The sequence below is a fragment of the Pseudomonas auratipiscis genome, assembly GCF_036324085.1.
GTDB classification, from domain to species: Bacteria; Pseudomonadota; Gammaproteobacteria; order Pseudomonadales; family Pseudomonadaceae; genus Aquipseudomonas; species Aquipseudomonas auratipiscis.
The window spans coordinates 15692-29819 of record NZ_JAZDCU010000012.1 but is presented as its reverse complement, the minus strand read 5'-3'; the positions used below and the strand labels follow the sequence as shown (position 1 = coordinate 29819).

General features: G+C 59.5%; 11 protein-coding genes and 1 pseudogene. 4 read left to right on the top strand and 8 right to left on the bottom strand.

Going from position 1 to position 14128, the window contains the following annotated elements; all coding sequences use genetic code 11:
• Nucleotides 1-52: 52 nt before the first annotated feature.
• Entirely contained in the window at nt 53-1015 is a 963-nt protein-coding gene (gene speB / locus V0R60_RS17145) for an agmatinase (RefSeq protein WP_330080293.1), read from the bottom strand.
• Between the two features lie 22 nt (nt 1016-1037).
• Nucleotides 1038-2117: an extracellular solute-binding protein gene (locus tag V0R60_RS17140; RefSeq protein ID WP_330080292.1), complete on the bottom strand. Its 1080-nt coding sequence runs from the start codon at nt 2115-2117 to the stop codon at nt 1038-1040.
• 100 nt (nt 2118-2217) lie between these two features.
• Here V0R60_RS17140 and V0R60_RS17135 point away from each other — a divergent pair, with 100 nt between their 5' ends.
• A complete protein-coding gene (locus V0R60_RS17135) occupies nt 2218-3108 on the top strand; it encodes a LysR family transcriptional regulator (RefSeq protein ID WP_330080291.1) in 891 nt (296 codons plus the stop codon).
• A gap of 1 nt (nt 3109) precedes the next feature.
• Here the strand turns inward: V0R60_RS17135 and V0R60_RS17130 are convergent, their stop codons facing one another.
• The 4 genes and pseudogenes from V0R60_RS17130 to V0R60_RS17115 all read right to left on the bottom strand — a co-directional run bounded on the left by V0R60_RS17130 (nt 3110) and on the right by V0R60_RS17115 (nt 7540).
• The gene (locus V0R60_RS17130; protein WP_371922325.1) at nt 3110-5533 is read right to left on the bottom strand and encodes a TonB-dependent siderophore receptor; all 2424 of its coding nucleotides are present in this window, start codon (nt 5531-5533) and stop codon (nt 3110-3112) included.
• Between the two features lie 170 nt (nt 5534-5703).
• On the bottom strand, nt 5704-6582 hold the full coding sequence (locus V0R60_RS17125; RefSeq protein ID WP_256658247.1) for a FecR family protein: 879 nt from the start codon (nt 6580-6582) through the stop codon (nt 5704-5706).
• 4 nt (nt 6583-6586) lie between these two features.
• Nucleotides 6587-7093, bottom strand: a pseudogene (locus tag V0R60_RS17120) (RNA polymerase sigma factor); the annotation flags it as partial.
• A gap of 192 nt (nt 7094-7285) precedes the next feature.
• On the bottom strand, nt 7286-7540 hold the full coding sequence (locus V0R60_RS17115) for a hypothetical protein (protein WP_136477221.1): 255 nt from the start codon (nt 7538-7540) through the stop codon (nt 7286-7288).
• Between the two features lie 131 nt (nt 7541-7671).
• Here V0R60_RS17115 and V0R60_RS17110 point away from each other — a divergent pair, with 131 nt between their 5' ends.
• Nucleotides 7672-7992 carry a DUF883 family protein gene (locus V0R60_RS17110; RefSeq protein ID WP_136477222.1) on the top strand — a complete coding sequence of 107 codons (321 nt, stop codon included), beginning with the start codon at nt 7672-7674 and terminating at the stop codon, nt 7990-7992.
• 60 nt (nt 7993-8052) lie between these two features.
• Here the strand turns inward: V0R60_RS17110 and V0R60_RS17105 are convergent, their stop codons facing one another.
• Nucleotides 8053-8679 carry a response regulator transcription factor gene (locus V0R60_RS17105; protein WP_136477223.1) on the bottom strand — a complete coding sequence of 209 codons (627 nt, stop codon included), beginning with the start codon at nt 8677-8679 and terminating at the stop codon, nt 8053-8055.
• Nucleotides 8679-10481, bottom strand: coding sequence for a PAS domain-containing sensor histidine kinase (locus V0R60_RS17100; RefSeq protein ID WP_330080290.1), 1803 nt, complete (start codon nt 10479-10481; stop codon nt 8679-8681). Before V0R60_RS17100 ends, V0R60_RS17105 begins: the two co-directional genes overlap by 1 nt.
• Nucleotides 10482-10681: 200 nt before the next feature.
• On the opposite strand from V0R60_RS17100, the gene V0R60_RS17095 reads away from it, so the two are divergent.
• Nucleotides 10682-12304, top strand: a complete 1623-nt coding sequence (locus tag V0R60_RS17095; protein ID WP_330080289.1) for an acyl-CoA synthetase — start codon at nt 10682-10684, stop codon at nt 12302-12304.
• Between the two features lie 23 nt (nt 12305-12327).
• Nucleotides 12328-14097 carry an acyl-CoA dehydrogenase C-terminal domain-containing protein gene (locus tag V0R60_RS17090; protein ID WP_136477226.1) on the top strand — a complete coding sequence of 590 codons (1770 nt, stop codon included), beginning with the start codon at nt 12328-12330 and terminating at the stop codon, nt 14095-14097.
• Nucleotides 14098-14128: the final 31 nt, after the last annotated feature.

Below are 14128 nucleotides of genomic sequence, written 5' to 3'. Positions count from 1 at the left end.
GTTCGTCAGGAAATAACGATTTTCCCTACAGGTAATTCATTTTGTTTCCGCTTCAACTATCAACCTTGTGCCGAGCGGCATACAGGCAGAGCATTTCCATGGCCAACGTCGATCCAGCCAGGGCGGTTATATCGGCATGATCGTAAGCGGGCGCAACTTCCACCAGATCCATGCCCACCAGGTTGATCCCGCGCAACCCACCAAGAATTTCCAGCGCCTGCACGGTGGTGAGGCCACCACATACCGGGGTGCCAGTGCCTGGCGCATAGGCTGGATCCAGACAGTCGATATCAAAGGTCAGGTACACAGGATTGTCGCCCACCCGCTGGCGGATCGATTCGATGATTGCCTGGCAGCCACGCTGGTGTACCTGGCGCGCATCCAGCACGGCAAAGCCTTGGGTATCATCGTTGGTGGTCCGCAAACCAATCTGCACCGAGCGTGATGGATCGACCAACCCCTCGCGAGCCGCGTGCCAGAACATGGTGCCGTGGTCGACGCGCCCGCCGCCTTCCTCGCACGGCCAGGTATCGCTGTGAGCATCGAAGTGGATCAATGACAGCGCCCCATGCTTACGCGCGTGAGCCTTGAGCAGCGGGTAGCTGATGAAGTGATCGCCGCCCAGGGTGAGCATGGCGCAGCCAGCCTCGAGAATCTGTTCAGCATGCGCCTGGATGCTATCGGGTATCGTCTGCGGGCTGCCATAGTCGAAGTTGCAGTCACCATAATCAATCACTGCCAAATGGTCGAAGGGGTCGAATTCCCACGGCCAATGACGCGCCCAGGCCTGCTGCACCGAGGCACTGCGGATGGCCCGTGGGCCAAAGCGTGCCCCCGGACGGTTGCTGGTGGCGGTATCGAACGGCACGCCGCTGACCACCACGTCCACGCCGCGCAAGTCACGTGTGTAACGGCGGCGGGAAAAGCTGGTGATACCGGCAAAGGTGTTTTCGGCGACAGTGCCATACAGACTGTCTCGGGTTATAGCCTGGTCGTTGTCGGGGGCGAGATCCATCATCGAGTTCCTGTGCTACGGGTTATTGGCGGCTGCGGAACGTGGTCCACAGACGGGTACGTTGGCGCATGTCGGCCAGGCTCATGCTGCGATCGGCAAACAGGCGGGCTCGCACTTCGCTGGAAGGGTAGATATCCGGGTCATTGCGCACGCTTTCGTCGACCAATGCAGTAGCGGCCTGGTTGGCATTGGCAAAGAACAGTGTGTTGGTCAACGGCGCCACCGACTCGGGACGCAACATGAACGCAATGAATGCGCGCGCCGCCTCTGGGTGTGGGGCGTCCTTGGGAATCACCAGGTTGTCCTGCCAGATCAGCGTGCCCTCACGGGGAATTCGATAGATAACCTGGTACGTCTTGGCGGCAGCCCTGGCTTGCTCGGCAGCCATAGCGGCATCACCGTTATAGGTCAGTGCCAGGCATACACTGCCATTGGCCAGGTCATTGATCTGCCGGCCGTTGGCCACGTAGGCGATGGAGGGTTGTAATTGTTTCAGCAGGGCCTGAGCTGCAGCGAGGTCATCTTTGTCACGACTGTAGGGGTCCTTGCCCAGGTAATGCAGCGCCACGCCGATCACCTCCTGAGGCGAGTCGGACATGGCTATGCCGCAGTCCTTGAGCTTGCTGGCGTACTCGGGCTTGAACAACAGGTCCAGGCTGTCGAGCGGCACATCGCCCAAGCGCTGGCGAACGGCTTCAAGGTTCATCCCAAGGCCCAGGGTGCCCCAGGTGTAGGGCACCGCATACTGGTTGGCGGGATCGACTTCAGCCAGCTTGGCCAGTAGGTCCTTATCCAGATTGTCGTAACCAGGCATCGATTGCGCTTGCAGCGGTTGCAGTGCGCCTGCCACCAGCGCCCTGGCCAGCAGGCTGGAAGACGGCACCACGACGTCATAACCACTGCCACCGGTGAGCAACTTGGTTTCCAGGACTTCAGTGGTATCAAAGGTGTCATAACGCACCTTGTAACCGCTTTCCTTTTCGAAGCGCTGCAAAGTTTGCGGCGCTACATAATCGGCCCAACTGTAAAGATTGAGCACTTTTTCCTCGGCATGCACCGGCAGGGCCAGGATCAGGGGAAACAACCACAGGGATGTACGCATGTCGGGCACCTTTTTCAGGGGGTGCCAACAGCATGCCCGCCACATTACATTGCTAAAATGGCAAGTTACTTAACCTGACATGCACCTGGAGCAATGTTTAATGCTGGGACAACTGCACGACCTCGACCTGCACTTGTTGCGGTTGTTCGTAACCGTCGTCGAGGCCGGCGGCTTCAGTGCTGCCCAAGGCGTGCTGGGCTTGAGCCAGCCCAGCATCAGCCAACAGATGGCACGTCTGGAAACCCGCCTTGGCTATCGCCTGTGCAGCCGCGGCAAGGGTGGCTTTCGCCTGACCGCCAAAGGCGAGGTGTTGCTCAAGGCTACGCGAGAGTTGCTGGTGCAGATTGAAACCTTTCGCCATCAAGCCAATGGTGTGGCTGGACGCTTGCTGGGCGAGGTCAGGATAGGTATTTCCGAAGCCCAGGACAGCAGCGTGACGCTGCGCCTGGCGCACGCCATCGAGCGCTTTCGCCAACGCGATGAGTCCGTACGCCTGGAACTGGTCAGTGCCATGCCGGCCGACCTTGAGCGCCTGCTTTTGCAGCAGCGCCTGGACCTGGCTATCGGCTACTTCTCCGGCAAGCAAGCGGCGTTCGATTACACCGCGCTGTTCGAAGAAACCCAACGCTTGTACTGCGCCAGCCACCATCCACTGGCCAGACAAGCCAATGTGAGCCTGGAGATGCTCCTCGAAGCCGATCAGGTCGAGCACCCGTACCGATTTCTAGAGAGCCCCGATCCGCTCAGTGGCGGCCGCGCCTGGGCAAGGTCGGAACAGGTGGAAGGTGCACTGACATTCATTCTGTCCGGGCGTCACATCGGGTATCTACCCTGCCACTTCGCCGCCACCTGGGTCGAACGCGGGCTGTTGCACGCATTGGATCCGGCGCTGAACTTTCAGGTCCCATTTGCCCTGGCCCGCCATCGCGCCCAAGTGCCCAGCGATGCACAGCAGGCCTTCGAAGAGGACCTACTGGCAGCGTTCACGTAAATCAGTAGGCCATCGACCAGGTCAGAGTGTAGGTACGCCCACGGCCTTGATAGTCATACAAGTACTCCGGGCCGTAGGTGGGCGAGTAGAACAAGGTCGCACGCTGGCCCCAGACCGTACTGTACTGTTTATCCAGCAGGTTCTGGATACCGGCGCTGAAGGTTCCGAAGCCGGTGTCCTGGCTACCCAGCAGGTCGAAAGTGGTGTAGCCGTTGATCTTGTGATCGGCATCGTCCTCCAGGGTAAAGGCATGGTTGGCTTGCAGGCGCGCAGTGCGCCCCTCGTCTTTCCAGCCAACGAAGGCAGTGGACTTGGACAACGATGCATAACGCGCATCACGTTTGATCCAGTCGCCGCTCTTGTCCTCCTCCTCCGAACGCACCACATGCAAGGTGCTGCCCGCCTCCCAACCGCTTTCGAAGTGACGGGTCAGCGCGCCTTCTAAGCCGAAGTCACGGCTTTTTTGATCCTCGACGTTAATCGTCAAGGTGGCCATGTCGGTGGTGATGATCTTGTCCGACCAGATGTAATACACCGCAGCCTGAGCATCCCAGTCCAAGTCGGCATAACGCCAGCCCAGCTCCACTTGACGGCTCTTGATCCCGGCCAGCGGGTTATCCTCGACACTCAATCCAGGCTTGCCGTAATACTTGGCCGGGTCCGGCAGGTCGAAACCTTCGCCATAGTTGCTCCACACCTGGTGACCATTCTTGAAGTCGTAGATGGCGCCCAGGTTGAACAGATTGACCTGATAATCGTTGGTGCCGCCCGGTACACCCTTGAAGTTGCCGACATCCACGTCCATCTGCTGGCGTCGGGCCCCTCCGGAGACGGTCAGGTTGTCAGTCGCATGCCAGTCCAACTGGGTGTAGTACGACAGTCCGTCAACTCGATAGCTGGGATAGCGCGCAGCCTTGCTGGCCTTGTCCAGGTCCAGTCCACCGCTTTCAGATGAGGTCAGCGAATCGAACGTGGTCTGCTCGGCATTGAAGCGTTCGCGATCCAGATCCACCCCGTAAGTCAGCTTCAGACTGTCCCATTGCTTGGCAAACAATGCCTTGAGGCTGCTGACTTCAAAGTTCTGCTGTGAAGCGGCAAAGTACACGCCCTTGGAACCAGCCGGTTTGCCGGGGTTGTAGTACGGGAACGGATAGAAGTTGTCGTCTTCCTTGCGATAGGAAGCCTGCAGGTAGAAGTCCTGACCGAGCACATCACTGTGGTGATAATTGGCGTTGAGCAGTAGGCGCTTGGTACGTGGCTCCAGGTCAGTTGAGTAACCACTGCGCAGCTCGGCGTCTTCCAGATCCGACGGAGCGTTGTGGTGCAAGTTGGGGAAGTAGATCCCGGTGCTGCCGTGGTTGCCCGAATCATAGTACTGAGCCAGCAAGTCGAGGTTCTGCTCGTCGTTGAACTTCAGTCCCAGGCTACCCAGCACATCGATGGTGCGGTTGTACTGCAGATCGGTCTGGGTGTTGTCGATAAAGATCTGATCGCCCGCTCCGTCGTAGAACGCTTCGTTCTGCTCGCCGGAAATACCCAGCCGCGCGTTGATTCGCTCATTGCCGCCGCTCACCGACTGGGCAATACGGGTAGACAGGTCGTCGCTGTTGTTGAAGCCGCTGCTCGCCCCCAGTTGCGTCTCGAAATGCGCAGGCCCTTCCTCGCCCTTCTTGGTGACAATGTTGATGATACCGCCGGTGGCACCACCGCCGTAGATAGCGCTGGCGCCGGAGAGTACTTCGACACGCTGGACGTTGAACGGCGAAATGCTGTCGAACTGCCGAGAAAGGCCACGCGAGCTGTTCTGGCTGACGCCATCGATCATTACCAGCACGTTGCGCCCGCGCATGTTCTGGCCATAGTTGGTACGCCCTTCGGGTGCCAGGTCCAACCCTGGAACCAACTTGCCGATGGCCTCCTTGAGGCTGACGCCGCTGTTGATCTGTTCGTTGAGCTGCTGCTGATCGACGACCCAGACCGTACCGGGGATTTCACTGATCGAGGTACTGGTGCGCGACGCCACACTGACTTCGATCGGCTTGAGGCTGACGCTTGCCGGCGCTGCTTGAGCCTTGCGCAGAATCACAGTGCGCGAGTCACTGAACTGCCAACTCATGCCACTGCCGGCCAGCAGGTTTTGCAATGCCTGGGCGACGCTGTAGCGACCATTGAGCGCCGGGCTGCGCAGGTCGGCAACGTCAGCGGTGGTGTACAACAGGTGCAGACCGGCCTGGTCAGCGAACGCGGTAAGGGCCTGATCAAGCGCTTGGGCAGGTACGGCCAGGTTCACTTCGCGATCCAGTTGGGCACTGGCGGGGGCAGCGTTCACGGCATCGGCCGCCTGAACCAAAACAGGACCGAGCAACGCGGCAAGTGCGGTAGAAGCGAGCAAAGCGTGTTTAAGACTAGCGGTGGAGCGGGCGATTGGCTTGAGCGAACCCTTCACTGTTTTCTTCCAGGCAAAAGTAGTAAATGAGAATGAAATGCTGATCAGTCTCACTACGACGATTGGGCGAAGAAGAACTTGCAGTGCGAAATTGAATATTTTTTAAAGCCACACGCGACCATCACACCATTGGCCAAGACCGGCGAAGATCAATAGACCACTGCCAACCAGGGCAAATAAGTGACTTTCAGCCCATAGCGCTGTTCGAGTGTTCGCAACAGGGCGTGTGGATCATCGAGGTCGAACACTCCACTGACCTGCAGGGCTGCAAGTTGCTGATCGGACAACATAATGCGCCCCTGCTGATAACGCTCAAGCTCCGTCAGTACTTCACGCAACGGCTTGCCGTTGAAGATCAGTTTGCCGCGCTGCCAAGCAGTCAAAGTTCCGGCATCCGGCGTAACCTGTAGGGTTTGCGACCCCACCTGCGCCTCGCCCTGGGCGATCACCACACGGGTGTGGTCGCCGTCACGACGCACACTGAACACTGCCTCGCTTCCCTGCACCGCTTCGCCTCCGGCCTCGACGATAAACGGACGCGGGTCATTGGCAGGTTCGAACAGGGCCTCGCCCGCCGCAAGCATCACGCGCCGGCGGTCGTTACTGAAGTCCACCGACAGCGCACTGCCACTGTTGAGCAACACTCGCGAGCCATCCGCCAACGTGATGTGCTGCTGTTGGCCGACGCGGGTGTGATAATCGGCCAGCAACGCCGGGGCCTGTTGCCAGCTGCCGTAACCTGCCACGGCCAACACCAGCGACGCCGCCAACGCCACGCCCCAACGCCGACGCGGTGCTGGATCGGCTGTCAACGCCGTGGCCGCATGGGTCTGGCCCAAGTCGCCCCATAAGGCTTCGGCCTCTCGCGCCGCTTCGGCGTGCGCCGCGCTGAGCTGACACCAACGCCGATACCGCGCAAGATCGGCCTCACTGGCATTACCCGAGTGCAGCAAGACCTGCCAGTCGAGGGCATCGTCGGATAAATCACTGATGGGTTGCGATGGAGGCATGGCAAGAACATCAATCATGGTTGTGTTTGAGCCAGTCACGGCAATGGCGCAGGGCCTGGCCGATGTATTTTGCCACCATGCTTTCGGAAACGCCCAGTTGTTGTGCAATCTGCGCCTGGGTCAATCCTTCTACACGGTTGAGCAACAGTGCCTGGCGGGCATTGGGCGAAAGCTGCAGTAACGCTTCGTCCAATTGTTCGAGGCGTTCACGGGCGAGCAAGGCGGCCTCCGGCACTGGCGCCGGGCATGGCAGTTGGCGCACCGCGTCGACGTCGTCCAGGCTGCCGGCCAAACGCTGCTCGCGTCGCAACGTATCAATAGCAAGGTTGCCTGCCACACGGAAGATGAAGCGACGCGCATGCAACACCGGCAAGTCCTGTTGCTCGATCTTTACCAGCTTGAGGTAGGTTTCCTGGGCAACGTCGGCCGCACGCTGACGATCACTCATGCGCCGGGTCAGAAACTGCAGCAGGTCATCGTAATGTTCCTGGAAACTGGCAAGCAGCCCGGACACGGGAGACGTCAACATGGAAAGATTCGAAAGGCCTTGGGAACGATGATCAGACGTTAATGAGAAACAGTATCGTTCATTCTGTCCGCAGCTTTCAACGTCATCGTGCACTTGTCACACTGAAGCCCCAATTGCTTGCCGATAATACGGTGCCGCTGACCCTCGATTTCCGTCGCCTGATGCGCCTCTGCCTAGTGACGCGGCCTGCTGTTACTTGGCTGCAGCCATCAGCTTGTTGACTTCACTGCGCACCATGTTGGCGAATTCGGGTGGCGACATGCCATCGAGTTCGGCACGTACCCATTCAGCCCATTTGCCCTTGCGTCGTGGCTTTTCCGCAATCAGGCGGGCGGCTTCTGCCTTGGCTTTACCGAGGTTGGTTTGCCAGAGTTCGAACAGTCGCGCTTTTTCGTCCTCGATCTGCGCCCGTTCGGCGAAGCTCTTGTTGGCCAGATTGAAACTCATGAGGGGTGTCCTGCCGCTGAAAAATAGGCACTATCTTACACTGTAGCCGCAGGCCCCCGCCAAAACGCTGCAACTTTCGGCGCCGGTCGGTATCCATTGCTCAACGCCCATCAATTGACGAGGAAGTGTAAATGGCCAGGAAAACTCCCGTGCAAGCCAACGCCGAGCAAATCAAGGATCAGGCTTTCAGCGAACTGCAGGCCTTGATCGAAGAATCGGAAAAACTCCTGAACGACAGTGCCGCACTGGTCGGCGAAGAAGCCGAAACATTGCGCGCGCAGATCGGGCTAAAGCTCAAGCAAGCACGCGAGTCGGTCGGTAGCGTGCGCAGCAAGGCGCAACCGGTGGTCGATGCCACCCAAGACTACATTGGCGGTCATCCGTGGCAGACCGTAGCAATTTCGGCGGGCTTCGGCCTGGTGGTTGGCTTGCTGCTCGGACGCCGCTCCTAACATCCTTCGCAGGGCAAGTTAAGGCGTCGCAGCACTGGCCGACACTTGCCCCGCGATTGATCAGCGCAAGCTCAATGGCTGTACCACTGCACAAGCGATGGCCATGCCCACCAGTGCAGGCAGGTGTTCGGCCTGCATACGCTTCATGACTCGCGCTCGATACAGGTCCACCGTCTTCACACTGACCTCAAGCTGCTCGGCGATCTCGCGATTGCTGAAGCCCTGAACCAACGGCACGAACACATCTCGCTCGCGTGGGGTAAGGCTATCGATTCGGGCTTGCACCGAGGCGATGGGGCCACTACCCGCCAGCGCCTGATTGGAAAGCTCCAACGCAGCCTGAACTGCATCCAGCAACAGTTGTTCGTTATAGGGCTTTTCGATGAAGTCACAGGCTCCAGCCTTGAATGCCCGGACCACAATCGGAACATCGGCGTGGCCACTCAGAAAGATCACCGGCAGATCGAAGTTACGTGCGCGCAAGGCCTCCTGGACGCTCAGCCCGCCCATTCCCGGCATTCTCACATCAAGCAGAACACAGGCCGGTACATAGCCGTCGCAGGCTTCCAGGAACGCCTGGCCACTGGTAAAGGGCAACGCCTGTATCCCCAATGACTCCAGGAGCCAGACTGTCGAGTCGAGCATGCCCTGGTCATCGTCGACCACATAGACTTTCGGTTGCTGCATCACGCCTCCTCTGTTCCTGCGCTGGCCACAGGCACCAATTGGCAGCACAAGGTCAGGCCGCCCGCGGCCCCCGGCATCGCCTGCAGGGTGCCGCCGAAACCTTCGATAATACTGCGACTCATGCTTAATCCAAGCCCCAGGCCTTCAGGCTTGCTGGTGGTGAAGGGGGTGAAAATACCGTCCAGTCGCTGCGCCGCGACACCCGGTCCCTGATCGCTGACCAGCACCTGTACCTGTCCGCCAACCAGCGCTGCGCCAAGCACGATACGCGAGGGCTGGCCTTGATGTTGCTCGCGGTTGGCATCCAGGGCGTTGCGCAGCAGATTGAGCAAGACCTGCTCGAGCAATACCCGGTCGGCATACACCTGTGGTAACGGATCAGCCATGTCCTGGACAATGCTCACCCGGTCCCGGCTCGCCTCCCAGTCACACAGCCGAACGGCGTCTGCGGCGACATCGGCAATCGCCAGCGCCTGCAGACGCCGAGGTTCTTTACGCAGAAATGCCCGCAGACGCTTGATCACTTCAGCAGCATGGGTCGCCTGCTCGCTGATACGAGTCAGCCCTTGCGCCACTCGAGTTGCCGCCTGCGGATCACGGTCCAGGGCCTGCAGGTAACGCTGGCTGGCGCCGGCATAATTGACCACCGCTGCCAGTGGCTGATTGATTTCATGGGCAATGCCCGACGCCAATTCACCCAAGGTAATCAGCCGCGCACTATGGGCCAGTTCATCCTGATGACGACGCTGCTGGCTTTCACGCAGCTCACGCTCGGTCATGTCACGGGCCACCAGTGAATAGTACCGCTCGCCACCGTTTCCACGATGCGCCAGCAACACCAGTGACACCGGGAACACTTGTCCCCCCTGCCACGGGATCAAGCGTGTCTCGGCATGCCACACGCCGGTTTGTTCGGCACGCTGCCAGCCTTCGCGCGCCAGTTGATGTTGCAGGCCGGGGTCCAGCAATGCTTGCAATGAAGGCAACGGATCGACGTCTTGCAGTCCCAGGGCACGCCGCGCCGAGCGGTTGAGGTAGCTGAGTCGGCCAGTGCGGTCGGTAAACAGCACTAGGTCGGTATTGGCTTCCACCACCTGCGCCAGACGCCGACGGTTCTCTTGCGCTTCGATACGTGAGGTGATGTCCCGAGACACGCTGACAATTTCTACCACTACGCCGGTGTAGGTCTCGCGAATCGCCCGGCTGGCTATCTCGAACCACAAGTCATGGCCATCACGGTGGCGCACCCGGCAGGTCATGGTTTGATAACCATCCTGTTCCAGCGCCTGGGCAGCCAGTTGCAGCGATTGCCGACGGTCCTGGGGATGAAACAGCGACTGCACCGCGACGCCGCGCAGTTGCTCAGGCCAGTAGCCGAGCAAACGGTAGGATGCCGGTGAGGCATCGAGGAAGCAGCCATCGGGGCTGTGCCGGGATATCAAGTCAGTCGTGTTTTCAGTAATCAAACGATACAAGCGACGTGCCTGGCTGGCCTCACGCTCCGCCACACGCTCAGCCGTGGCATCACGGCAGCGCGCCAACACCTGGCCCGTTTCGCAATCGGGAACAAAGGTCCAGAGCAGAATCTGCCCAGCCACCAGCGCTTCCACCTCACTGATTGCTCGTGCCTGGTTCAAACACGCAGACACCAACGCCTGATAGTTGGCCGGCAACCAGTAATCAACAGCACGTTCTGGCCACGGTCCGAGCATGGCTTGGAGTGCCGGATTGACTGCCAGCAATGCGGCAGAGGCATCTAGAAGCACGCTGGGTTGTGGATCGCTGGCAAGCAGAATAGGCATAGGCATGCTCAAAGGATAGCCACTGGGATTCGATATAGTACTTCTACCATATTGCTATAGTCTATCTTCCAAGTACCATAGAACTCCGCGTAATAATACGACGCCGAAGGGATACCCTTCACGACACCTGATCAGAGCTAACAATCAGCCACCGGGGGTTGCAGTACGCCAAATGGGCGCCCCCTGCACAGGAACAATTCATGTCAATTTTCTCCCAGGGCCTGGCGCCCGCCCCTGTCAATCATCAAGCCCTCACCCCCTTGAGTTTTATCGAGCGTACGGCAGCGGTCTACGGCCAGTACCCTGCGGTGATACATGGCGCCATCCGACGCAACTGGCAACAGACCTACGCACGTTCCCGCCGCCTGGCAAGCGCTCTGGCCGGGCGCGGGATCGGTCAAGGCGACACTGTGGCAGTGATGCTGCCCAACATTCCGGCGATGCTCGAAGCGCACTTCGGTGTGCCGATGATCGGCGCAGTGCTCAATGCCCTCAACGTGCGCCTGGACGCCGAAGCCATTGCTTTCATGCTTGAGCATGGCGAGGCGAAGGTTCTGATCACCGACCGCGAGTTCCACAAGGTGATCGCCGGCGCCCTGGCGCTGATGGAACATCCGCCACTAGTGGTTGATGTGGATGATCCAGAATACGGTGAAGGCCAGGCAGTCAGTGATCTGGACTACGAAGCGTTTCTCGCCGAGGGCGATCCGGCGTTTGTCTGGCTATGGCCCGAGGACGAATGGCAGGCGATTTCGTTGAACTATACCTCGGGAACGACGGGCAATCCCAAGGGTGTGGTCTATCACCATCGTGGCGCCTACCTCAATTCCCTGGGCAATCAGATGACCTGGGCCATGGGCAACCATCCGGTTTATCTATGGACTCTGCCGATGTTCCATTGCAACGGCTGGTGCTATCCCTGGACCGTTACCGCCCTGGCCGGTACCCACGTTTTTTTGCGTCGCGTCGACCCACAGAAAATCCTCACCCTGATTCGCGAGCATCAGGTCACTCACCTGTGCGGTGCACCCATCGTACTCAATGCCCTGATCAACATGCCCGAGTCTGCCAAGGCGGCGATCGATCACCCGGTCAATGCCATGGTCGCCGGTGCGGCTCCGCCAGCCAAGGTTATTGGTGCAGTGGAAGAGATGGGCATCAAGGTGACACACGTTTACGGCCTCACCGAAGTCTATGGCCCCGTCACCGTTTGTGCCTGGCACGCCGAATGGGATGAGCATCCGCTGGCGGAACGCGCACGGATCAAATCGCGCCAGGGTGTACGCTACCCGACCCTTGAAGGCCTGATGGTCGCGGACCCGCAAACACTGGAACCGGTGCAGCGCGACGGCAACACCCTGGGTGAAATCTTCATGCGCGGCAACACCGTAATGAAAGGCTACCTGAAAAATCCTGAGGCTACCGCTGAGGCCTTTCGCGGCGGCTGGTTCCATACCGGCGACCTGGCAGTCTGGCATGCCGATGGCTATGTCGAGATCAAGGACCGGCTCAAAGACATCATCATCTCTGGCGGCGAAAACATCTCCACCATTGAAGTCGAAGACACCCTGTACAAACACCCGGCAATCCTCGAAGCCGCCGTGGTCGCCCGTCCGGACGAAAAGTGGGGTGAAACCCCCTGCGCCTTCGTCACCCTGAAGGTTGGTTTCGAACAAACCCGTGAAGCGGAGATCGTCAGTTTCTGCCGTGAGCACCTGGCCGGATTCAAATTGCCCAAGACAGTGGTCTTCAGTGAGCTGCCGAAAACCTCTACCGGCAAGATCCAGAAATACCTGTTGCGCGATTGGGCCAAAGCGCTCTGACCTCTTTGACAGCGAGAACCCGCATGCCTGAATTCAACGCCCCCTTGCGCGACATGCGCTTTGTCCTTCACGAAGTGTTCCAGGGCCCGGCCCTGTGGGCGCGCCTGCCGGCCCTGGCCGAGCGCGTGGATGCCGATACTGCCGATGCAATTCTTGAAGAAGCGGCAAAAATCACCGCACAACTGATTGCCCCACTCAACCGAAGCGGCGATGAACAAGGCGTCGCCTTCGACGCAGGCCAGGTGAGTACGCCAGACGGATTTGCCCAAGCCTGGCAAACCTACCGCGAAGGCGGTTGGGTCGGCCTTGCCGGCAACCCCGAGTATGGCGGTCTGGGCATGCCGAAGATGCTCGCGGTGCAGTTCGAGGAAATGCTCTACGCCGCCAACTGCAGTTTCAGCCTGTACTCGGCGCTCAGTGCCGGTAGCTGCCTGGCGTTGGACGCCCACGCCAGTGAAGCACTCAAGGCCACTTATCTGCCCCCCCTCTACAGCGGCCAATGGGCAGGCACCATGTGCCTGACCGAACCGCATGCCGGCACGGACCTGGGAATCATCCGCACCAAGGCCGAACCTGAAGCCGATGGCAGCTATCGAATCAGCGGCACCAAGATTTTCATTACCGGCGGCGAACAGGACCTGACCGAGAACATCATCCACCTGGTGCTGGCTAAACTGCCGGACGCACCGGCCGGCCCCAAGGGTATTTCGCTATTTCTGGTTCCCAAGTTCCTGGTCAACACCGACGGTAGCCTGGGGCCCCGCAATCCGGTGCATTGCGGCTCCCTTGAACACAAAATGGGCATCAAGGCCTCAGCCACCTGCGTGATGAACTTCGACGCAGCTACCGGCTATTTGATTGGGGAAGCGAACCGTGGCCTGGCGGCCATGTTCACCATGATGAACTACGAGCGACTGTCTATCGGTATTCAAGGTATCGGTTGTGCACAAGCGTCTTATCAGAACGCCGCACGTTACGCTCAGGACCGCCTGCAAAGCCGCGCCGCTACCGGAGCGCAGTTACGCGACAAGGTTGCCGACCCCATTATCGTTCACCCCGATGTTCGACGCATGCTCCTGACCATACGCGCCCTGACCGAGGGTGGGCGGGCCTTTGCGACGTATGTCGGTCAGCAGTTGGATATTGCCAAGTACGCCGAAGATGCCGATGAGCGCGCGCGTGCTCAGCGTCAGGTAGCCTTGTTGACACCTGTGGCGAAGGCCTTCTTCACCGATAATGGCCTGGAAAGTTGCGTGCTTGGCCAGCAGGTGTTCGGCGGCCACGGCTACATTCGCGAATGGGGCCAGGAGCAATTGGTGCGCGATGTACGTATCGCCCAGATCTACGAAGGTACCAATGGGATTCAGGCGCTGGACCTACTCGGCCGCAAGGTTGTTGCAGATGGCGGTAAAGCGCTGGCCGAGTTCACCGATGAAATTCGCCGTTTCTGTGCAACCCAAACGGTCTATCGCGAACCACTGCTCAAGGCAGCAAGTGAGCTGGAAAGCCTTAGTCAATGGTTGTGCGAGCAGGCTCACAGTGATGCCAACGCAGTGGGCTCAGCCTCGGTCGAGTACCTTCAGGTGTTCGGTTACGTAGCCTATGCCTACATGTGGGCGCGCATGGATGCTGTCGCGCAAGAGAGCCTGCCCCAGGACCCACGCTTCTATACGGCCAAACGTGCCACCAGCGCCTTCTACTTCGCCCGGCTGCTGCCACGTACACTGTCGCTCCACGCCAGCATTCGCGCGGGTAGCCACTCGCTGTTCAGCCTCGCAGCCGAACAGTTCTGAAGCTGAACAGCTACCGTTGGTCGTCCAGGAT